Below are 21230 nucleotides of genomic sequence, written 5' to 3' on the forward strand. Positions count from 1 at the left end.
CGCCGGAGGAAGGACCACCCCGTGTCGGTCACCATCACCGCCGTCGACAGCACGGACCTCTTCACCGGGACCGAGGACGCACCGCGCCAGCTGCTGCGCGTCACCCTCGACGGTCCGCCCGTCCGGATCACCGTCACCGGCCCCGGGGTGTACGGCGAGGCGGTCGGCACGGGGCCGGTCGAAGTCCCCCTGGAGATCGGCGCGGCCGCCGCGCCGGGGCAGCGGCTCCCGGTCGAGGTGCGGGCCGGTGGCGCCCGCGCCGAGGCCGAGGTCGAGGTCGCCGAGCCCGGCTGGAGCATGTACCTCGTCCCGCACTTCCACTACGACCCGGTCTGGTGGAACACCCAGGCCGCCTACACCGCGCCGTGGGAGCTGCTCTCCGGCGACGCCACCACCCGGCCGCTCTGGGAGCACAACGGCTTCGCCCTGGTCGACGCCCACCTGGACCTCGCGCTGCGCGACCCGGTGTACCGCTTCGTCCTCGCCGAAGTCGACTACCTGAAGCCCTACTTCGACCAGCACCCGGAGCGCCGGGAGGCACTGCGGCGGCTGCTGGAGCGCGGGCAGGTGGAGCTCGTCGGCGGCACCTACAACGAGCCCAGCACCAACCTCACCGGAGCCGAGAGCACGATCCGCAACATCGTCCTCGGCATCGGCTACCAGCGCGACATCCTCGGCGGCGACCCGCGGACCGCCTGGCAGCTCGACGTCTTCGGCCACGACCCGCAGTTCCCCGGCCTGCTGGCCGCCGCCGGGCTCACCGGAAGCGCCTGGGCGCGCGGGCCGTTCCACCAGTGGGGGCCGATCCAGAAGAACTTCCGCGCCGCCAAGGACGACGCCCGGGTGATGCAGTTCCCGAGCGAGTTCGAGTGGATCTCGCCCTCCGGTGAGGGCGTGCTCACCCACTACATGCCCCACCACTACTCGGCCGGCTGGTGGATGGACTCCTCGCCCGACCTGGCCGCCGCCGAGCAGGCCGTCTACGAGCTGTACCGCAAGCTCAAGCCGGTCGGTGCGACGAAGAACCTGCTGCTGCCGGTGGGCACGGACTACACTCCGCCGAACCGCTGGGTCACCGCGGTCCACCGCTCCTGGGCCTCGAAGTACCTCTGGCCGCGGTTCGTCTGCGGCACCCCGCGCGACTTCCTGGACGCCGTCCGGGCCGAGCAGGCGGCGAACGGGCGGCGGCCGAGCCCGCAGTCCCGGGACATGAACCCGGTCTACACCGGCAAGGACGTCTCCTACATCGACACCAAGCAGGCGCAGCGGGCCGCGGAGGTGGCCGCCGTCGACGCCGAGAAGCTGGCGACCCTGGCCATGGTGCACGGGCTCGGGCGGTACCCCTCGGCCGCGTTGGACAAGGCCTGGCGGCACCTGGCGAGCGGCGCCCACCACGACGCGATCACCGGTTCGGAGTCCGACCAGGTCTACCTCGACCTGCTCGGCGGGTGGCGGGAGGCGTACGACCTGGCCACCGACGTCCGGGACCGGTCGCTGGCGGCGCTCACGGGGCGGATCGACACGACGGGCGTGGGTGAGGCGGTGGTCGTCGCCAACACGCTGTCCTTCGTCCGCACCGACCTGGTCTCCGTCCGGCTGCCGGCGGAGCTCCGGTCGGTGCGGGTGCTGGACGACACCGGCTCCACCGTGCCGAGTTCGGTCGACCGGGGCACGCTGCGGTTCCTGGCCGCCGACGTGCCGGCGCTGGGCTGGCGGACGTGGCGGCTGCTGTCCGGCCCCGTCGGGGGCACCGACGCGGCCGGGAACACCACTGGCGCGGACCGGGACACCGGCTGGTCGGCGGTCGACGGCCACACCATCGCCAACGCCCGGTACCGGGTCACCGCCGATCCGGCCCGCGGCGGCGGTCTGACGTCCGTTCGCGACCGCCTGCACGACAGAGAGTTGATCCAGGTGGGACGGGTCGGCAACGAGCTGCGGGTCCACGAGGAGTACCCGCAGCACCCCGACTTCGGCGAGGGCCCGTGGCACCTCGTCCCCAAGGGGCCGGTCCGGGGCTCGGCCGAGCAGCCGGCTCGCGTCCGGCGGGAGACCGGCCCGCTGGGGGAGCGGCTGGTGGTCGCCGGGACGGTGGACGGCATCCGCTACGAGCAGACGGTGACCCTGTGGCACGGCCTCGACCGCGTCGACTGCCGGACCAGGGTGGTCGACCACGCGGGTGCCGACCGCCTGCTGCGGCTGTGCTTCCCGGTCGACCTCCCCGGCGCACGCCCGGTCAGCGAGGTGGCCGGGGCGGTCGTCGGCCGCGGCTTCGCCCGGCCCGAGGTCGACTCCGCCGAGGCGCCGTGGACGCTGGACAACCCCGCCCACACCTGGTTCGGCCTCGGCGCCACCGCCCGCGTGGTGCTCACCGACCCGGCCGGTGCGGTGATCGGCGAACGGGCACTGGGCGTGGCCGAGGTGGTCGTCCCCGAGCTGGACGCCGCCGCCGACGCGCGCGCCCTGGTGGTGGCACTCGCCCGGGTCGGCGTGACCGCGACCACCTCCGCGGCCGACTGGGCCCGGTACGGGTGGCTGGACGTCGACTCCAACCTGCCGGACTTCCGGATCGTCCTGGGCGGTCCGGACGCCAACGAGGCGGCGCGCGAGCTGATCGAGCGCGCGGGCGAGGAGTACGCGGCCGCGCTCAAGGCGCACGGCGCCGTCTGGGTCCCGGCCGGGCCGGGGCGCGGAACCGGCACGGACCTGCGCGACCTGCGGGCGCTCCCGGCGCTGGTCGTCACCGATCCGGACGCGCTGGCCACGGACCTCGCGGACGCCCGGATCACCGCCGTCTGCCCGGGTCCGACCACGGAGCAACTGGCGGACCACACCGTTGCGTTGCTCACCTTCGGCCTGCCCGGCTTCGCCGTCGACGCCACCGGCGCCCTCCACCTTTCGCTGCTGCGGTCCTGCACCGGCTGGCCCTCCGGCGTCTGGATCGACCCGCCCCGGCGCACCGTTCCCGACGGTTCCTCCTTCCAACTCCAGCACTGGACGCACGAGTTCGAGTATGCGCTGGTGGGCGGTGCGGGCGACTGGCGGGCCGGGGCCCTGCCCGCCCGGGGCCAGGAGTTCAACCACCCGCTGTACGCCCGGCTCGCCCCGGCCCGGAACGGTCCGCTGCCGCCCGTCCTCTCCTGGCTGCGGGTCGAACCGGCGCGAGAGGTGCTGGTCGGCGCCCTCAAGCCGGCCGGCAACCCCGTCGCCCATGGCTCGGCGGCGCCCGTGGGGGAGCGGCTCACGCTCCGGCTGGTGGAGGCCACCGGCCTGGGCCGCCGCACGGTCTCCCTCGGCGGGGCGCTCGGCCTGTCCGACCTGTACCGGGCCGACCTGCTGGAGCAGCCGACCGGCCGAGAGGACCTGAGCCTGGCGGGCTCGCAGATCGTCACCGTGCTGGCCCGACCGGGCGTCACCGCCGATCCGGGCGGTCCGGTCCTCGGCGTCGTCGCCGAGGCCGCCCAGCCGGTGCACGCCCGGTACTGGCTGCACAACCGGGGCCCGGCGCCGCTCGGCTACCTGCCGGTGTCGGTCGGCGTCTCGCCGGGACTGCTGCGGACGGCGGGCGAGCCCGTCGAGCTCTCGGTGGTCCTCGCCTCCCAGCTGCGGGACGCCGCCGCCGAAGGCACCGCCACCGTGCTGCCCCCCGAGGGCTGGACGGCGAGCCAGGAGGCCCGGCCCTACCGGCTGGAGGCCGGCGGTCATCTGCGGTTCCCGGTCGAGCTCACCCCGCCGGCGGGGGTCGAGCCGGGCCTGTACTTCGCCGCCGTCCGGATCGCGCACGACGGGCAGGAGGTGGAGGACGTCGCCACCGTGGCGGTGGGTGACCTGCCGGAGCTGCTCCCCGCACCCGGCACACCTCCCGAGGACTGGACCGCGGCCCAGGGCACCACCTCCCCGGTGGGCCGCGACACCGGCCTCACCGCGACCGTCCTGGCCGAGTCGGTCCGCCTCACCCCCGGCGGCCGGGCCGTTCTCGACCTCCGCCTCGCCAACCGCACCCGCGGTGAGATCCGCGGCGAACTGCAACTGGTCTCGCCCTGGGGCACCTGGGAGGCCGTCGGCACTCCCGTCCGCGGCTTCACGGTCCCCGCCGGGGCCGTGCGGACCGCGTCCTTCGACCTCGCCGCTCCCGAGGACGCCGACCCGGGCACGTACTGGGCGCTCGCCAAGGTGATGTGGTTCGGCCGCTGCCAGTACACCCCGGCGGTCTCCCTGACGGTGGATCGGTGACGACCCGGCCTTCCCCTGGCGGGCGCGGTGTTCCGGCCCGACGCCGACGCCTCGTGTCCGGAGGGAGGCCGGGACAGTTGTGGTTGAAATGTGATCTATTTCTGTGTGGGTGATGAGTGGATGGTGATCTCATGGGCCAATGACCTACGCGTACCCACCGCCGGCTGCCGCTCCGACCCGCCCGTGGTGGCGTCGACCCGCGGCGATCGTCCTGTCCCTGCTCTTCGTGCCGCCGCTCGGCCTGGTGCTGGTGTGGACCTCGCTCTGGCAGCGGCCGGTGAAGATCGCCGCCAGTGTGATCGGCGGGATCTACTGCCTGATCTGGTTCGGTGCGGTGCTCGCGGACCCGAAGCCCAGCCGTACCGAGCTCGTCCAGCCGGCTGCGGCCACGTCGTCCTCCGCGGCCGCCCCGGCCCCGAGCCCGGTCACGCCGGCCCCGATCCCGACCCCGATCCCGACACCTACCGCCACGCCCACGGACACTCCCGCGGACACCCCCGCGCCGACCGCCGCGGACGCGCCCACCCCGACGTCGGCGCCGAAGGCGGCTCCGGCGGTCACACCCACGCCGACCGCCTCGTCGGTCGTGTACTACGCGAACTGCACGGCCGTCCGCGCGGCCGGTGCCGCGCCGCTGCACCGGGGCGACGCGGGGTACCGCGCGGGCTTGGACGCGGACGGCGACGGCGTCGCCTGCGAGGCCTCCTCCACGAGCGGCGGTTCGTCCTCCGTTGGTGGTTCCTCCTCCGGCGCGGACTCGTCCACGAGCGGTGGTTCGTCCTCCGGCGGTTCGGCCGCCTCCGGCTCCAGCGGTGGCGGGGCGGCGCCGTACTACGCCAACTGCGCCGCCGCCCGCGCCGCCGGCGTGGCTCCGCTGCACCGGGGCGGCGCGGGGTACCGCGCCGGGCTCGACCGCGACAACGACGGCGTCGCCTGCGAGTGACCGCCGCCCCGGGCGGGTCCCGGCCGTCGTCCGCGGCGCGGGGCACGCCCGTACCGCCGTGGTGACGGAGAACCCGGGTCGGCCGGAGCCCCGCAGGTGCGGAGCCGGGCGACCCGGTCCCCGCGGGGGGACCGTGGCCGGCCCCTGCTCTCGGACACACCGAAACCTCCATCGCGTCGGATAGTTGACCAGGTGGATGATCGTGGAACGGGTGGAGAGGGCAGTCGATGGAGTTCGAGGACAGGGTGCCGTTCGTGGTCCGGCTGGAAGCCGAGGACCGGCAGGCTCTGTTCGCCTGCGGCACCCCGATGGTGTTCCCCATCCGTCAGGTGCTGCTGCGCGAGCACGAGCCGTCGGCGCAGGCCCTCACCGCCCCCGGTGGGTGGTGATGAGGGCGGCGTAGCGGTGGCCGCTGGTCTTGATGGTGCGGCGCTGGGTGGGGTAGTCGACGTGGACTAGGCCGAAGCGCTTGTCGTAGCCGTAGGCCCACTCGAAGTTGTCCAGCAGGGACCAGGCGAAGTAGCCGGCCAGCGGCGCGCCCTGGGCGGTGGCTCGGGCGCAGGCGGCGAGGTGCCGTTCGAGGTAGGCGGTGCGCTCGGGGTCGTGGACGGTGCCGTCGGGGGCGACGGTGTCACGGTAGGCGGAGCCGTTCTCGGTGACGTAGATGCGCCGGGCGCCGTACTCGCGGGTGAGCCGCAGCAGCAGTTCCTCCAGGCCGGGGGCGTGCACCTCCCAGGGCATCGCGGTGTGCTCGGGGTTGGGGCCGGCGACCTGCCGGAAGTACGGGGCCGGGCCGGCCGGGTCGGCGGTGACGATCTGGCGGAAGTAGTAGTTGAGGCCGAGCCAGTCGAGCGGCGCGGCGATCAGGTCGAGGTCGCCGTCGCGCTCCGGCAGGTCGACGCCGTAGACCTCGCGCATGTCCTGCGGGTAGCCGCGGCCGAGGACGGGATCGAGCCACCAGCGGTTGATGTGCCCGTCGGCCCGGACGGCGGCGGCGCGGTCGGCCTCGGAGCCGGTGGCCGGCTCGACCGGGCTGAGGTTGTTGACCAGGCCGATCCGGGCGCCGCGGACGGTCTCGCGCAGCACCCGGACGGCGAGGCCGTGGCCGAGGTGGAGGTGGTAGGAGGCGCGGACGGCGGCGGTGAGGTCGGTGAGGCCGGGGGCCATCGCGCCGTCGAGGTGGCCGATCCAGGCGGAGCAGAGCGGCTCGTTGAGGGTGGCCCAGTCGGTGACCCGGTCGCCGAGGCGGGCGGCGACGGCGGCGGTGTACTCGGCGAACCGCTCGGCGGTCGCGCGTTCCGGCCAGCCGCCGCGGTCCTGCTGGGCCTGGGGGAGGTCCCAGTGGTAGAGGGTGGGGAAGGGCCGGATGCCGGCGGCCAGCAGGCCGTCGACCAGGCGGTCGTAGAAGTCCAGGCCGGCGGGGTTGACCCGGTCGTCGGCGTGCGGGACGACGCGGGGCCAGGCGATCGAGAACCGGTAGGCGTCGAGGCCGAGCCGGCGCATCAGCGCGATGTCCTCGGGCCAGCGGTGGTAGTGGTCGCAGGCGGTGTCTCCGGTGTCGCCGTTGGCCACCCGGCCCGGGGTCCGGGCGAAGGTGTCCCAGATGGACGGGGCACGGCCGTCGGCGTCCGCCGCGCCCTCGATCTGGTAGGCGGCGGTGGCCGCGCCCCAGAGGAAGTCGTCGGGCAGGGAGCTCAGCGCGCTGAGGTCGGTCACGGCGGGCCTTTCGGGTCACGGCGGGTGTTCCGGTCACGGCGGGGGTTGCGGTCTCGGTCGGGTTCGGCGCCGGGGAGTCGGTCACTTGACGGCCCCGGCGGTGAGGCCGGCGACCAGGTAGCGCTGCAGCAGCAGGAAGCCCGCGACGACGGGCACGCTCACCACCAGCGAGGCGGCCATCACCTGGTTCCAGTAGACGTCGCTGAGCGTGGCGTAGCCCTGGAGGCCGACCGCGAGGGTGCGGGTCTCGTCGTTCGTCAGCACGGAGGCGAACAGCACCTCCCCCCAGGCGGTCATGAAGGCGTACACGGCGACCGCGACGATGCCCGGCACGGCGGCCGGGACGACGATCCGCACCAGTGCCCGGAGCGGTCCGCAGCCGTCGACCAGGGCGGCCTCGTCGAGGTCCCGCGGGATCGAGTCGAAGTAACCGACCAGCATCCAGATCGAGAACGGCAGCGAGAAGGTCAGGTAGGTGAGGATCAGGCCGCCCCGGCTTCCGTACAGCGCGACGCCGGTGGCGTTGCCCACGTTGACGAAGATCAGGAAGAGCGGGAGCAGGAACAGGATGCCGGGGAACATCTGGGTGGAGAGCACCGTCACGGTGAACAGCCGCCGGCCGCGGAAGCGGTAGCGGCTCACCGCGTACGCCGCGAGGACGGCGATCAGCACCGAGCAGACCGTCGCGCCGCCGGCCACGATCAGCGAGTTGACCAGGTACCGGCCGAGCGGGACGGTGCGCCAGATGTCCAGGTAGGGGCGGAGCGTCACGGTGCTCGGGAGCCAGCGGAACGGCCCCTGGACGTCCCGGAGCGGCTTGAGCGAGCTGCTGAGCATCACCAGGACGGGGACGGCGCTGAAGACGGCGAGCGCGGTCAGGAAGATCCGGCGGAGCCGGCGGAAGGACGCGGGCGGGTCGATCATTCCGCACCCCTTCGGCGTGAGGTGGCGAACAGGTGGGCGGCGGTCACCAGGAGCAGGAAGAGCAGCAGCAGGACGGACATCGCCGAGCCGGCGCCGAAGTTCCAGGTGACGAAGGAGGACTGGTAGATGTGTACGGAGATCAGGTCCGCCGCCTCCGGGGCCGACCGCCCGAACAGCACGTACGGGGTGTTGAAGTCGTTGAACGTCCAGAGGAAGAGCACCAGGACGAGCACCGTGTTCACCGGGCGCAGCGACGGCAGGGTGATCCGGCGGATCTGCTGCCAGACGCCGGCGCCGTCCAGCGCGGCGGCCTCGTAGAGCTCGCGCGGGATGTTCTGCAGGCCCGCGGTGAGGGTGAGGAAGGCGAACGGCCAGCTGCGCCAGACCGAGACGGTGACCAGCGCGGCGAAGCTGTTGTCGCCCAGCAGCCAGAACGGCTTCTCGTCGACGAGGTGCAGTTGGTCGTGGAGCACGTGGTTGATCAGCCCGGTGTCCCGCTGGAACATGAACGACCAGGTGATGACGGCGGCGTAGACCGGCAGGGCGTACGGCAGCAGGAACAGCGCGCGCAGTGCGCCGCGGCCGCGGAAGGCGTCCTGCATCATGATCGCGGCCGTGGTGCCGAGCAGCCAGGCGAGGCCGACGGCGAGCACGGTGAAGGCGCAGGTGACCCAGAACGAGTGCAGCAGTGCCCGGCCGACGGGGGCGTGGAAGTCCACCGCCATGCGGTAGTTGGCGAGTCCGGCCCAGGGCGCGGCGGACCAGTCCCGGACGAAGAACTGGGTGAGCCGCTTGAGGCTCATCACGATGCCGACCAGCATCGGCACCAGGTGGATCAGCAGTTCGAGGGCGAGGGCGGGGAGCAGCAGCAGGTACGGGAGGGTGCTCGGGCGGAGGCGGATGCGGGGACGGTTGCGGGGCCGAAGGCGCTTGCGGATCACGTCAGCTGGCCGGCATCTGCTGCTGGGCCTTGGTGAGTTCGGCCCTCACGGAGTCGTCGGTGGTGGGCCGGCCGGAGGCGGCCGCCGCGAGCAGGTTCTTCACCGCGGTGCCGACCAGCGTCTCGAACTGGCTCTCGTCGGGCACCTGCGGGAGCGGCCGGGCGCCGGCCGCGAGCACTTCGGTGAGGGCCTTGAGTTCGGGCGTGGCGAAGGCCGGGTCGGTCTGCGCCTCCTTGACCGGGGGGATCGAGCCGTACGCCTTGTTGAGCCGGGTCTGCTCCTCCGTCCCGGTCATGAACTCCACGAACTTCAGTGCGCCGTCGGTGTTGCGGGTGCTGCGGAAGACGGCGAGGTTGATGCCGCCGACCATCGAGGTGGTGGCGCGGTCGCCGGTGGCGCCGGCCGGGGCGGGGACGGGCGCGACGCCGTAGTCCTCGGGCTTCATGCCGTGCGAGGCGAGGTTGGCACCCGCGGTCTGCCACATCAGCATGGCGGCCTTGCCGGTGGCGAAGTCGGTGACGGACTGGTTGTTGGCGTACTCGGCGTTGCCGGGTGCGGTGATCCTGTCGGTGCCGAGCAGGTCGACGTACTGCTTGACGGCGGCGACGGCGCCGGGGCCGTCGAAGGCCGGCTTCCCGGCGGCGTCGAAGAAGTCCGTGCCGTGCTGCTTGGCGAGGACGAACGCGTGGTGGACGTTCTCGTTGACGTTGCCGCCCTCCACCACCAGGCCGTACCGGCCGCCGGCGGTGAGCTTCTTCCCGTCGGCGACCAGTTCCTCCCAGGTGGCCGGGGGCTTGTCGATCCCGGCCCCGGCGAAGAGCTTCCGGTTCCAGTACAGGCCGTAGGCCATCGAGTAGAGCGGGACGGCGGCCGGGTCCCTGCCGGGGGCGCCCGCGGAGGCGAGCGCGGCGGGCAGGAAGCGGTCGCGGCCGCCGATCCGGCCGAAGGCCGCCTGGTCGAAGGGCAGCAGCGCGCCGGTGGCCTGCAGCGAGGCGGACCAGGTGTTGCCGATGTTGAGGACGTCCGGGCCCTGGCCGGAGGTGGCGGCGGCGAGGATGCGGTTGAGCAGGTCGGACCAGGGGACGACCTCCAGCTTCACCTTGATGCCGGTCTGCTGCTCGAACCGCTTCAGCTCCGGCTCCAGGACCTGGCGGTCGTTCTCCAGGCTGGTGCCCTGGTTGGAGGCCCAGTAGGTGAGTGTGCGCGGGCTGCCGCCGCCCCCGCCGCCGGCGGTGGAACCGCCTCCGCAGGCGGTGGCGGTGAGGACCAGGGTGGCGACCAGGGCGGTGGCTGCGGCGGCTCGGCTCGTGGGCATGACCGATGTGCCCCTCTCGGGCTGGTGGGCTGCGTCTGGGGTGAGATTGCGGTGAGGACGGGGTGCTGGGGGGCGTCGGAGCCTGCCCGCTCCGGCGCCGGGCGGCGTACGGGTGATCCGCGGTGGGGGTCGGGTGTGGTGAAGTTCGTTGCTGGAAGGCTTACTTCAGGCCGTGATTTAACGTGTGAGAAAAGCTTCCGTCAAGGGTTCGGACAGCGATAGATTCGGCTCAGGAGGGAGATCCCATGACCGTGCGGGGCAAGAAGACGGTGCGTGACCTGCGCAGAGGCAGCCGGTCGGCACTGCTGCGGCGGCTCTACTTCGACGGACCGCTCAGCCGGCAGGAACTGGGCGCGGTCACCGGCCTGAGCGCCGGATCGATCAGCAACGTCACCGGTGAGCTGATCGCCGACGGGCTGATCGAGGAGTGCGGCTCGGTGGAGTCCGACGGCGGGCGGCCGCGGATCCTGCTCCGGGTCGCGGCCCGGCGGGCCTTCCTGGTCGGGGTGGACGTCGGCGAGACGCAGGTCCGGGTGGCGCTGTTCGACCTCGCCCGGACGGAGCTGGCCGCCAGTGACCGGCCGCTCTCCGACCAGGGCCACGACGTGGACCACGTGGTCGAGCTGATCCTCGCCGGACTCGCCGAGGTGCTGGAGCGCACCGGCACCGACCCGGCCGCCGTGCTGGGCGTGGGCATCGGCGTGCCGGGCATCGTCGAGCAGGGTGCCGGCGACCGGGGCGCCGGCGACCGGGACGGTCTCGGCATCGTCGTGCACGGCCAGACCGTCGGCTGGGACGCCGTGCCGCTGGGCCGGCTGCTGCGGGCCGGCACCGACCTGCCGCTCTTCGTCGACAACGGCGCCAAGACGCTCGGCCAGGCCGAGATGTGGTTCGGTGCCGGGCGGGGTGTCCGGCACGCGGTGGTCGCTCTGTTCGGCTCCGGCGTCGGCGCCTGCGTGATCGCCGACGGTGCGCGCTTCCGCGGGGCCACGAGCAGTGCCGGGGAGTGGGGCCACACCAAGGTCCACGTCGGGGGCCGGCGCTGCCGGTGCGGCGCGCGCGGTTGCCTGGAGGCGTACGTCGGGGCGGAGGCCTTGCTGGAGCGCTGGGGCGCGGCGCCGCCCGGGGGTGAGAAGGCCGGGCTGGCGGCGCTGCTGGCAGCCGCCGAGGCGGGTGAGCCGGCCGCGGCCGCCCTGCTGGCCGAGGCCGCCGAGTACCTCGGCGCGGGCATCGCCGACCTGGTCAACCTGTTCAACCCCGAGCGGATCGTGATCGGCGGGTGGGCGGGGCTGCTGCTCGGCCCCCGGCTGCTGCCCGGTATCCGGGCGGCGGCCACCGAGTACGCGCTGCGCTTCCCGCGGGAGCAGACCTCGATCGTGCTCGGGACGCTCGGCCCGGAGGCGGTCACCGTCGGCGCCGCGACGCTTCCACTCTCGGACTTCCTGGACTCCGGAGGGGAGTTCCCGAGCCGCGCCGCCGAGCGTGCGACCGCGGTGCGGTCGGGCGGCCGCTGAGCCGCTGAGCCGCTGAGCCGCTGAGCCGCTGAGCCGCTGAGCCGCTGAGTCGCTGAGCCGCGGACGGTGCGGCCGCCGGGCCGCGGAAAGCGGGGCCGTCGCATCGCCGGTGACCAGGGGATTCGGCTGAATCCGTTGACACAAAGCCGAGTTCACGCCATGAGGAAAGTCTGCGCACGGGGTTGACACCTCCGATCGGCAGCCCCGAGACTCCCGATCGGGGGCGCTCCCCGGGCCCGGACGGCGGGCCGGTGGTGCTCCGTCGCACACCCCGGTGACCGGCCGCCGCGGCGGTACGTGCTGCCCGCACGACCGCCCGGATCCCACCCGGACTCCGGCCCGTCCTGCCGTTCCCCACCGCCCGGCGCCTGCGCTGCGCCGGGTGCGGTCCCGGTGTGCCGCCCCCGCACCCACCCACCCCCACCGCAGGAGTAGCCCATGAGGCTGACCTCAGCACGCCCCCGTCGGGGCCCGACCGCCCTGCTCGGCCTGGCGGCCCTGCTGGCCGGCACCGCCCTGGCCCTGCCCGCTCCGCCTGCTCAGGCCGCTCCGCCGGCCCGGGACCGAGCCGCGGCCTCCGCCGACTGCGGCACGGACGACGCCGCCCGCGGCCGGCCCGCCACCGCGTCCTCCACCGAGAACGCCGCCCTGACCGCCGGCAACGCCGTCGACGGCGACCCGGGCACCCGCTGGTCGTCCGCCTTCTCCGACCCGCAGTGGCTCCGGGTCGACCTCGGCTCCGTCCGGCAGCTCTGCCGTGTCGTGCTCAACTGGGAGACCGCCTACGGGCGTTCGTACCAGATCCAGGCCTCCGACGACGGCACCGCCTGGCGGACGCTGTACGCCACCGCCAGCGGGACCGGCGGCACCGAGACGCTCACCGTCTCCGGCAGCGGCCGCTTCGTCCGGCTGAACGGCCTCACCCGGGGAACCGGTTGGGGCTACTCGCTCTGGAGCATGCAGGTCAACACCGGTGACGGCGTCCCTCCGGTCCAGGGCGGCGGCGACCTCGGCCCCAACGTACTGGTCTTCGACCCGGCCACGCCCGGGATCCAGGCCAAGGTCGATGAGGTGTTCCGCAAGCAGGAGGCCAACCAGTTCGGCCCCGAGCGCTACGCCCTGCTCTTCAAGCCGGGCAGCTACAGCGGCCTCAACGTCCAACTCGGCTTCTACACCACGATCGCAGGCCTCGGCCTGAAGCCGGACGACACCGCGGTCCACGGTGACGTCACCGTGGACGCAGGCTGGTTCAACGGCAACGCCACCCAGAACTTCTGGCGCTCCGCGGAGAACCTGGCGCTCACCCCGGTCAACGGCACCGACCGCTGGGCCGTCGCCCAGGCCGCGCCGTTCCGCCGGATGCACGTCCGCGGCGGCCTCAACCTGTCGCCGGACGGCTACGGTTGGGCCAGTGGCGGGTACATCGCGGACAGCCGGATCGACGGCAGCGTGGGCAACTACTCGCAGCAGCAGTGGTACACGCGGGACAGCGCGATCGGCGGCTTCTCCAACGGCGTCTGGAACCAGGTGTTCTCCGGCGTCCAGGGCGCGCCCGCGCAGACCTTCCCCGACCCGCCCTACACCATGCTGGACACCACCCCGGTCTCCCGCGAGAAGCCCTTCCTCTACCTGGACGGCGGCCAGTACAAGGTGTTCGTCCCGGCCAGGCGGACCAACGCCCGCGGCGTCTCCTGGGACGGCACCCCGCAGGGCACCTCGCGCCCGCTCGACCACTTCTACCTGGTCAAGCCCGGTGCCACCGCCGCCACCATCAACGCCGCGCTCGCCCAGGGGCTCGACCTGCTCTTCACCCCCGGCGTCTACCACGTCGACCGGCCGATCGAGGTCACCCGGCCGGACACCGTGGTGCTCGGCCTCGGCCTGGCGACGGTCGTCCCGGACAACGGGGTGACGGCGATCAGGGTCGCGGACGTCGACGGCGTCCGGCTGGCCGGCCTGCTGATCGACGCCGGGGCGGTGAACTCGCCCTCGCTGGTTCAGATCGGCCCGGACGGCTCCGCCGCCGACCACGCGGCCGATCCGACCACCCTTCAGGACGTGTTCGTCCGCGTCGGCGGCGCGGGCCCCGGCTCGGCGACCGCCGGGGTCGTGATCAACAGCGACGACGTGATCATCGACCACACCTGGATCTGGCGCGCCGACCACGGTGCCGGCGTCGGCTGGACCACCAACCCCGCCGACTACGGCCTGCTGGTCCGCGGCGACGACGTGCTGGCCACCGGCCTGTTCGTGGAGCACTTCAAGAAGTACGACGTGCAGTGGTCCGGCGAGCGCGGGCGGACGGTCTTCTTCCAGAACGAGAAGGCCTACGACGCCCCGAACCAGGCCGCGGTGCAGAACGGCCCGACCAAGGGATTCGCCGCGTACAAGGTCGACGACGGCGTCACCGTCCACGAGGGGTGGGGCCTCGGCAGCTACTGCTACTTCAACGTGGACCCGACCATCCGGATGGACCACGGTTTCGAGGCGCCGGTCCGGCCGGGTGTGCGGTTCCACGACCTGCTCGTGGTCTCGCTCGGCGGCAACGGCCAGTACGAGCACGTGATCAACGGCACCGGCGCCGCGACCTCGGGGACGTCCACCACCCCGTCGACGTTGGTGGCCTACCCCTGACGGCCCGCTGGCGCGACGGCCCCCCGGTCCGTCGAACACCGGTTCCCTCCACGGCGACTCGACGACGGTGGCCGTGATCACGGCCGAGATCGACCGAGGAGGCCGGCCATGCCGTACGAGCCCGGCGCGAAGGTGAAGCTGACCAGGGATGCCCGGGTCACCGGCGCCGGCACGGCCGGTGGGACCGGCCTCCCCGGTCCGCTGTTCCCGGCCCGGGGCCTGGAGGGCGTCGTCACGGGCGTGGCGGAGGGAACCGGCGGCGTGGCCCGGGACGCGCTCGCGCCCTTCGACCGGCCGATCGGCGGCGCCCGGTACGACGGCTTCACGACCCACCTGCTCGACAACCTCCGTCAGCAGGTCATCCCGAACGGAGCGTTCGCCGTCGGAGCCTGGACCTGGGCCTGGGCCTGGGCCGGGCCCCGGACCGCGTACCGGGTGCGATTCGTGAACGGATTCGTCCTCGACGGTCTTGAGGAGGACCGGCCGGCCGGAGCCTGAGCATCCGGCACCGCGCCCCCGCCCCCGCCCCCGGCGGGGGCGCGGTGCCGGTGGCGCCCCCGCTCACTCCCCGGCCAGCACCGCCGGCGTGGGCCCGTCCGGGCGGACGGTGATGCCGTACGCCGCACCGGCCGGGGTGCTCAGGAACCGGGGCCGGTGCGCGGGGAGCAGGAGTTCGAGCAGCGCGGTGGCCTCCCGGACGGCGAACTGGGTGCCGAGGCAGGCCCGGGCGCCCAGGCCGAACGGGTAGTAGGCGCCCAGGTGCGCCGGCCGGGCGCCGGACGCGGTGAAGCGGGCAGGGTCGAAGCGCTCCGGGTCGGGCCAGAGGGCGGGGTCGCGGTGGGTCAGGTAGGGGCTGACGATGACGTCCGTGCCGGCCTCGATCCGGTGGCCCACCAGGGTGTCGTCCTCGGCCGCGTGCCGGGGCAGGATCCACGCGGACGGGTAGAGCCGCAGCGTCTCGCTGACCAGCGCCTGTACCGCCTCCCGCCGCCCGGCGGAGCCTGCGGGGCCGGCCGCCAGAGCCCACGCGCGTGCCTCGGGGCAGCGGTCGAGCAGGAGGAAGAGCCAGGTCAGCGTGGTGGCGGTGGTCTCGTGGCCGGCCACCAGCAGGGTGACCAGCTCGTCGCGGATCAGGCGGTCGGTGTACTCGGGGTGCTCCTCCCCGGCGTCGACCAGCACCCGCAACAGGCCGTCCCGCTCCGGGGCGCGCCGGGCGGCGTCGATCGCGGCGTGCGCGACGGCGTCGATCCGCGCGAGGTCCGCGGCGACCGCGGCCGGGACGCCGGTGCCGTCCGCAGGCAGCGTCGGCATCGCTGCCACCACCCGTGCCACCGCGGCCAGTTCGCCGTCGGTGCGGTCGTCCAGCGGGCGCCCGGTCAGGGCCCGCCAGATGGTGTCCAGCGCGAAGTGGCGCATCTCCTCGGCGACGTCGAACTGCTCACCGGTGCGGGCGTACTGCGCCCAGCGGTCGGCGGTGCGGCGCGCCGCCTCGGCGATCCGGTGCTCGTGGCGGCGCATCCCGGTGCCGGTGAACTGGGACTGCAGCAGCCGCCGTTGGCGCTTCCAGGCCTCGCCGGTGGCGGAGAGCACCCCCTCGCCGGCCAGCATCCGGGCCCGGTGCGAGCGCTTGACGTACCGCTCGGGGTGGCGTCCGAGCACGTGCTGAACGGCCTCCGGTCCGGTCACCAGGACGGTCGGCCGCGGTCCGAGCCGGATCGCGGCCACCCCGCCGAGCTCGCGCTGCGCCTGCGCGAACAGCTCGACCAGGTCGCCCTTCTCGTCCTTCCAGCGCGCGACGGCCCCGGCCGGCAGCTCGGGAACGGGCCGGCCCGGCCCGGTGGCGGGCGGCGGAACGTGAGCGGGGTGGGCTTCCGTGGCCACGGGGGTGCTCCTCGGTCGGCCGGCAGGGGCGGGGGACTGTCGCGCCTGACTGTACGTCACCGGCTCCTCGCCGGTCACCGGTCCCCCGATCGGGCGATGTGCGGAGACCGCCCGACCTTTCGCGACGCCGTTCCACCCGGCCGGCGGACAGGAGAATCGTGTGCGAATGGGTAGCCTTCGACGTGGCCTGCCCGGCCGTCTTCTCGGTTCGCCCCTTCGGATGGGAGATCGCATGCCCGGGACCGCGCTCACCACACCCCGCAGGACCGCCGGCAGACCGGCCCGGTGGCTGGCCGCGGCGCTGCTGCTGCCGGTGCTGACCGCCTGCGGTGGCGGTGGCGGATCCAGCTCCGGATCCGGGGCGCAGAGCTCGGCGGCCGGCGCCGCCGAGCTGGGGGACACGCCCCCGGCCGAGGGGCAGCAGCCCGAGGGTCAGCGGACGAAGGCGGGCGGGAACCAGGGCGGGTTCGCCGGTGCGGGCAACGTATCGGCGAGCGCCAGCGGGGTGTGGCCCGACAACATCTACATCACCCTCAAGAGCACGGTGACGAGCAACTTCACGGCCACGGTCAAGGAGGTGCACGACTGTGCGGGTGGTTCGAGCTCCCCCGCCTCCGAGGACGTGACGTTCAGTGGGGGCTCGGCGCAGGTCAGCGTCGTTATGAAGCCGCCGGAGCCCAAGCCCAAGTTCCAGATCTGCCTCACCGTGGTCGCCGGAGGGAAGAGCCAGTCGGTGAAGGCCGACACCACGGTGGAGGTCCCGGATGATGCCAACGCCAACGGGGGCGGCGGGAATGGCGGCCAGAATGGCGGCACCACGTCCGGCACCACCCAAAGCACCACCTCCCAAAGCAGCGCCGGCAGCGGGAGCACCCCCTGAACCCTGCCGCGGAGGAGCCGCCCGCCCCCGGACAGCCCGTCGAGGCCGGGGAGCCCGAGCCTGCCGCCGAGCCCGAGCCCGCCCCCGAGCCGTCCACCGGCCGCTCGTGGAGTAGCTGGCTCGGCCTGATCGCCTCCTGGATCGGGCCGACCACCCTCGTCACCGCGCTGCTGTTCTTCTTCGGCTTCGCCTACACCGACTCGCTCTACAACTACTTCGGCCTGGACGCCGCGACGCTCGGCTTCGGCACCCAGGACCTCCTGCTCCGCAGCTCGCCCGCGCTCTACCTTCCGGCCGGGGTGCTGCTCTGCGGAGCCCTGCTGGCCGCGCTCGCCTACCACCTGGCGACCCGGGCCGTGCGGACCGGACCGGACGGCCGCCGGGTCGTCGGCCGGGCCTGCTGGGCCGTCGTGGTGCTGGTCGTCCCGCTGGTGGTGCTCGGCTTCCTGGCCGGGTTCGAGGTGATCGACGCGGGGCCGATGGGGACCCCACTGCTGCTCGGCGGCGCGCTCCTGATGGTCATGCTCGCCCGGCTGCTCGCCGTCCGCACCACCGACGCCCCTTACCCGCTCACCGGGGAGCGAGCGGCGCTCGGCATCAGCCTGGCGCTCATCGTGCTGTGCTCGTTCTGGGCCGCCGGCGGCTTCGCCCATCAGAAGGGGGAGAGCGACGCCGAGCGGCTCGCCGGCAACCTGGCGCTGCGCCCGGCCGTCGTGGTCGACACCACCGAGCGGCTCTACCTCCAGTGGTCCGGGGTGGACGAGCGGGCCCTGCCGGACGGGGGAGCGGGGCAGCGGTTCCGCTACCGGTACCGCGGCCTTCGGTTGCTGGCACAGGTCAACGGCCGGATGTTCCTGATCCCCCGCAACTGGACGTGGGAGGCGGGCAACGTCCTGATCCTCCCGGTCGACGCCGATGTCCGGATCGTCTTCCACCCGGGCTGACGGGTCCGCACGGTGTCGCCGCACGTGCGGACGCGGCTGTGCCGCGGGCCGTCCCCCTCGACGACTCCGCGGCACAGCCTGTCCCGCCGTTCGGCAGTGGATCCGTCCGCTCAGATCTGCTGCCAGAGCGCCGGGACGATCGGGGGCTCCCAGTCGGGCTGGGCCGTGTGGCCCTGGATGCAGCGGTAGCTCACACCGTTGAAGGTGACGACGTCACCCGCCCGGTAGGTGGTGCCCGGCGTCCAGGTGCCGCCCGGGTTGGGGTCGGTGCCGACCACCAGCGAGTAGGTGGTGCTGTGGGTGGCCGAGCCGGTGCCGGTCACGGTGAGGGTGTAGGTGCCGGCCGCGGTGCCGGAGCCGACCGCGATGTTCAGCGTCGCGGACCCGCCGGACTGCACCGAGGAGGGGCTGACCGAGGCCGTGACCCCGCTCGGCGCGCCGGAGACGGCCAGGTTCACCGTCTGCGCCGAGCCGGAGGTGGTGGCCGTGGACACCGTGGCGCTGACCGAGCCGCCCGGGGCGGTGGTGCCGGTGGCCGGGTTCACCGCGATCGAGAAGTCGCTGGTCGGCTGGCCGCCGCCCACCGAGGTCTTCCACAGGGTGTACGCGACGCCGTCGGCGCTGCGGTCCAGCGCGGTGGCGTTGATGTTGCCCGTGGTGTCGCACGCCGAGTGGTAGCAGGAGTCGTACGCGCGGCCCGCGGTGCCGCCCCACTTGGCCGCCTGCGCCGAGGTCTTGGTGGCGCTGGCGCCGGCCGCGTAGCCGGAGGTGGGGATGCCGGCCTGCTGGAACGAGTAGTCGTCCGAGCGGCCCTGGCCCTCGACGTTCTCCTCGGGCTGCACGCCCAGGGAGTCCCAGTAGGCCTTCATCGGCGCCGAGGCGGCGGAGTTGAGGTTGTTGATGAAGTAACCGGCGTTGGGCGAGCCGACCATGTCGAAGTTGTAGTAGCCCTTGATCGCGCTGCGCTGGCCGGAGCTCAGCTGGCCGACGTAGTACTGCGAGCCCTGCAGGCCCTGCTCCTCGCCGGTCCACCAGGCGAACCGGACGTGCCGGGTCAGGCCCGGGTTCTGCTGGGCGAGCACCAGCGCGGTCTCCAGCAGGACCGCCGAGCCGGAGCCGTTGTCGTTGATGCCGGGGCCGGCTCCGACGCTGTCCAGGTGGGCGCCGAACATGGTCACCTGGTCGGACGGGCCGCCCGGCCAGTCGGCGACCAGGTTGTTGGACCGGTAGGTGCAGGAGGTGCAGGTCTGCTCGCTGACGGTGTAGCCGGCGGCCTGCAGCCTGCCCTTGACGTAGGCGAGCGACTGGCTGTGTCCGGCCGTGCCGGCCCGGCGGTTGCCGCCGTTCTGCGAGGCGATGGTGTTGAGCTGGGACAGGTGCGCCTGGACGTTGGCCACACTGACGTCGGGTGCGTCGCCGCCGGGGTTGCCGCCGCCGACCGTCAGCGTGTACTGCGCGGTGTGGGTGGTGGAGCCCGTGCCGGTCACGGTGACGACGTAGCTGCCCGCGGGGGTGGCGGCCGAGGTCGAGACGGTCATCGTCGCGGAGGATCCGGCCTGGACGGAGGACGGGCTGAACGAGACCGTGGTGCCCGCGGGCGCGCCGGAGGCGGTCAGGCCGACCGTCTGCGCGGAGCCGGAGACGACCGAGGTGTTGACCGTCGCGGTGGCCGAGGAGCCGGGCTGGACCGAGCCGGAGGCCGGGTTCAGCGTCATCGAGAACTCGGAGCCGGTGCTGGTGCAGGTCGGGTCGCCGCTCTGGGCCGGCACGCTGACCGCGTCCCAGGCCGCCTTGGTGCGGGTGAAGAGGTTGCAGCTCGGGTCGAGGCTCTTCGCCGCGGTCAGCGTGGCGGTGCGGTACCGCTTGTAGGTCATGCCGCTGGTCTTGAGCAGCATGCCGCCGTAGAAGATCCGGCCGGCGTCCTTGATGCCGATGCCGGTCACCGAGGAGTTGTTGCAGGTCGGGCTGGTGGGCTTGCCGCCGCCCGGGTTCGAGCCCTCGGCCAGGAGGTAGAACCAGTGGTTCAGCGGGCCGGCCGCGGCGTGCACCTCGGTGCTGGGGATCGAGCTGGAGTAGCAGTTGGGGTCGTTGTTGACCTGGGAGGGGTTGGCCATGTTCCGGATCGGTCCGCGGCCGACCAGGTTGATCATCTCGCCGACGGTGTAGTCCGGACTGTCGTACGGCGAAGGCTCGTTGGCGTAGGCCTCGGTGAGTGCGCCGAAGATGTCTCCGGTGCCCTCGCCGAGTCCGTTCTCGTTGTTGGCGCCGCCCGGGGTGTACTGGTCGATGCCGTGGCCGAACTCGTGGCCGACCACGTCGATCGCGGCGATCCACTCGTTGGCGTTGTTGTGGCCGATGGAGACGGAGCTGCCGTCCCAGTAGGCGTTGACGTCGTTCAGGCCGACCTTGACCGGCCAGCTGCCGCCGTTGCCGTTGTGCCCGTTGCGGCCCAGCCAGTCGCGGAGCATGTCCCACTCCTTCTGCGCCGCGAACATCACGTCGGCGCAGCCGGTCTCCTTGCTGGTCGGGCTGCCGTTGCCCCAGGAGTCGCTCGACTTGCTGAACACCTGGCCGGTGCCGTAGTCCGCGCAGCTCAGGCCGGGCCGGCTCGGGTCGCGCAGCGAGTACGAGCCGCCGGAGGCCGTGGTGCTGATGGTGACCGGGGCCGGGCCGTTCCACTTGCTGTTCGCCGTACCGGCCTTGACGTCGTCGTAGCTGTCGATGACCTCGCCGCTGCGGGCGTCGACGAAGACGTGCAGCCGGCTCGGGGCGGTGGCGGAGCGGCCGCCCAGCACGGTCTCCCAGGCGAGCCGGCCGGTGCCGTCCTTGACCCGGACGACCAGGCGGCGCACTTCGACGCGGTCGACCGCGGCCAGCTTGGTGCGGGCGGTCTTCTCCGCCCGGGCGGCGCTCACCAACGGGGTGGTGGGGCCGCCGACCGGCCCGGTGGCGGCGGCCTGCAGGCCCCGGACCCGGCCCTGGCCGTCGGCTATCACGACGGCGTCGCCACCGACCACCGGCAGGCCCTGGTAGCTGCGCTCGTACGCGACCGAGTAGAGGCCGCCCAGCCACGGGGTGACGGACTGGCGCTCGTACGTCTCGCCAGGCCCCTTGGCCAGGGCGTCCAGGCCCGCCGCGGCCGCCTGGTCGGCGGCGCCGACGGCGGCGGCCAGCGCGCTCGGCGGCGCGGCGGCGGCCGGTCCCGGATCGGCGACCGCCTGCCCGACCGCGGTGGCGGTGAGCATGCCGGCCAGGACGGTCAGGGTGGTTCCCGCCGTCAGCAGTCTGCGTTTCATTTCCGAGGC

The 21230-nt window shown here is 73.6% G+C and carries 14 protein-coding genes; 8 read left to right on the forward strand and 6 right to left on the reverse strand.

Annotation, left to right across the window (positions count from 1 at the left end; all coding sequences use genetic code 11):
* Nucleotides 1-21: 21 nt before the first annotated feature.
* From ACF9IK_RS31225 to ACF9IK_RS31235, 3 genes are all read left to right on the forward strand, one after another.
* Complete coding sequence (locus tag ACF9IK_RS31225) at nucleotides 22-4233, forward strand: NEW3 domain-containing protein (protein WP_395297416.1); 4212 nt, start codon at nucleotides 22-24, stop codon at nucleotides 4231-4233.
* A gap of 139 nt (nucleotides 4234-4372) precedes the next feature.
* The gene (locus tag ACF9IK_RS31230) at nucleotides 4373-5176 is read left to right on the forward strand and encodes an excalibur calcium-binding domain-containing protein (RefSeq protein WP_395297417.1); all 804 of its coding nucleotides are present in this window, start codon (nucleotides 4373-4375) and stop codon (nucleotides 5174-5176) included.
* Between the two features lie 227 nt (nucleotides 5177-5403).
* Nucleotides 5404-5565, forward strand: a complete 162-nt coding sequence (locus tag ACF9IK_RS31235) for a hypothetical protein (protein WP_395297418.1) — start codon at nucleotides 5404-5406, stop codon at nucleotides 5563-5565.
* Here ACF9IK_RS31235 and ACF9IK_RS31240 read toward each other — a convergent pair.
* The 4 genes from ACF9IK_RS31240 to ACF9IK_RS31255 form a co-directional block, all read right to left on the reverse strand.
* Nucleotides 5543-6892 carry a GH1 family beta-glucosidase gene (locus ACF9IK_RS31240; protein ID WP_395297419.1) on the reverse strand — a complete coding sequence of 450 codons (1350 nt, stop codon included), beginning with the start codon at nucleotides 6890-6892 and terminating at the stop codon, nucleotides 5543-5545. The genes ACF9IK_RS31235 and ACF9IK_RS31240 overlap by 23 nt on opposite strands.
* Before the next feature lie 81 nt (nucleotides 6893-6973).
* Nucleotides 6974-7816, reverse strand: a complete 843-nt coding sequence (locus ACF9IK_RS31245) for a carbohydrate ABC transporter permease (RefSeq protein ID WP_395297420.1) — start codon at nucleotides 7814-7816, stop codon at nucleotides 6974-6976.
* A complete protein-coding gene (locus ACF9IK_RS31250) occupies nucleotides 7813-8757 on the reverse strand; it encodes a carbohydrate ABC transporter permease (protein ID WP_395297421.1) in 945 nt (314 codons plus the stop codon). The genes ACF9IK_RS31245 and ACF9IK_RS31250 overlap by 4 nt, the downstream gene beginning before the upstream one ends.
* Before the next feature lies 1 nt (nucleotide 8758).
* Entirely contained in the window at nucleotides 8759-10072 is a 1314-nt protein-coding gene (locus ACF9IK_RS31255; RefSeq protein WP_395297422.1) for an ABC transporter substrate-binding protein, read from the reverse strand.
* Nucleotides 10073-10317: 245 nt separating this feature from the next.
* On the opposite strand from ACF9IK_RS31255, the gene ACF9IK_RS31260 reads away from it, so the two are divergent.
* The 3 genes from ACF9IK_RS31260 to ACF9IK_RS31270 all read left to right on the forward strand — a co-directional run bounded on the left by ACF9IK_RS31260 (nucleotide 10318) and on the right by ACF9IK_RS31270 (nucleotide 14718).
* Nucleotides 10318-11586, forward strand: a complete 1269-nt coding sequence (locus ACF9IK_RS31260) for an ROK family transcriptional regulator (RefSeq protein ID WP_395297423.1) — start codon at nucleotides 10318-10320, stop codon at nucleotides 11584-11586.
* 438 nt (nucleotides 11587-12024) lie between these two features.
* Entirely contained in the window at nucleotides 12025-14220 is a 2196-nt protein-coding gene (locus ACF9IK_RS31265; protein ID WP_395297424.1) for a discoidin domain-containing protein, read from the forward strand.
* A 108-nt stretch (nucleotides 14221-14328) separates the two neighbouring features.
* Nucleotides 14329-14718 (forward strand): hypothetical protein, encoded by a 390-nt coding sequence (locus ACF9IK_RS31270; protein WP_395297425.1) that lies wholly within the window; start codon nucleotides 14329-14331, stop codon nucleotides 14716-14718.
* A gap of 63 nt (nucleotides 14719-14781) precedes the next feature.
* On the opposite strand, the gene ACF9IK_RS31275 is transcribed toward ACF9IK_RS31270, so the two are convergent.
* On the reverse strand, nucleotides 14782-16101 hold the full coding sequence (locus ACF9IK_RS31275) for a cytochrome P450 (protein WP_395297426.1): 1320 nt from the start codon (nucleotides 16099-16101) through the stop codon (nucleotides 14782-14784).
* Nucleotides 16102-16333: 232 nt separating this feature from the next.
* On the opposite strand from ACF9IK_RS31275, the gene ACF9IK_RS31280 reads away from it, so the two are divergent.
* Both ACF9IK_RS31280 and ACF9IK_RS31285 read left to right on the forward strand, forming a co-directional pair.
* Nucleotides 16334-16981 (forward strand): hypothetical protein, encoded by a 648-nt coding sequence (locus ACF9IK_RS31280; RefSeq protein WP_395297427.1) that lies wholly within the window; start codon nucleotides 16334-16336, stop codon nucleotides 16979-16981.
* Between the two features lie 299 nt (nucleotides 16982-17280).
* Nucleotides 17281-17925, forward strand: a complete 645-nt coding sequence (locus ACF9IK_RS31285) for a hypothetical protein (RefSeq protein WP_395297428.1) — start codon at nucleotides 17281-17283, stop codon at nucleotides 17923-17925.
* Nucleotides 17926-18035: 110 nt separating this feature from the next.
* Here the strand turns inward: ACF9IK_RS31285 and ACF9IK_RS31290 are convergent, their stop codons facing one another.
* Nucleotides 18036-21221, reverse strand: coding sequence for a M28 family peptidase (locus tag ACF9IK_RS31290; protein ID WP_395297429.1), 3186 nt, complete (start codon nucleotides 21219-21221; stop codon nucleotides 18036-18038).
* Nucleotides 21222-21230 lie beyond the last annotated feature (9 nt).

Source organism: Kitasatospora hibisci (assembly GCF_043950205.1).
GTDB lineage: Bacteria > Actinomycetota > Actinomycetes > Streptomycetales > Streptomycetaceae > Kitasatospora > Kitasatospora hibisci.

Excerpts from the sequence above, each read along its gene's own strand:
- ACF9IK_RS31230 (WP_395297417.1), top strand. The coding sequence starts at position 4,373 with ATGACCTACGCGTACCCACCGCCGGCTGCCGCTCCGACCCGCCCGTGG.
- ACF9IK_RS31235 (WP_395297418.1), top strand. The coding sequence starts at position 5,404 with ATGGAGTTCGAGGACAGGGTGCCGTTCGTGGTCCGGCTGGAAGCCGAG.
- ACF9IK_RS31245 (WP_395297420.1), bottom strand. The coding sequence starts at position 7,816 with ATGATCGACCCGCCCGCGTCCTTCCGCCGGCTCCGCCGGATCTTCCTG.
- ACF9IK_RS31255 (WP_395297422.1), bottom strand. The coding sequence starts at position 10,072 with ATGCCCACGAGCCGAGCCGCCGCAGCCACCGCCCTGGTCGCCACCCTG.
- ACF9IK_RS31260 (WP_395297423.1), top strand. The coding sequence starts at position 10,318 with ATGACCGTGCGGGGCAAGAAGACGGTGCGTGACCTGCGCAGAGGCAGC.
- ACF9IK_RS31265 (WP_395297424.1), top strand. The coding sequence starts at position 12,025 with ATGAGGCTGACCTCAGCACGCCCCCGTCGGGGCCCGACCGCCCTGCTC.
- ACF9IK_RS31270 (WP_395297425.1), top strand. The coding sequence starts at position 14,329 with ATGCCGTACGAGCCCGGCGCGAAGGTGAAGCTGACCAGGGATGCCCGG.
- ACF9IK_RS31280 (WP_395297427.1), top strand. The coding sequence starts at position 16,334 with ATGCCCGGGACCGCGCTCACCACACCCCGCAGGACCGCCGGCAGACCG.
- ACF9IK_RS31290 (WP_395297429.1), bottom strand. The coding sequence starts at position 21,221 with ATGAAACGCAGACTGCTGACGGCGGGAACCACCCTGACCGTCCTGGCC.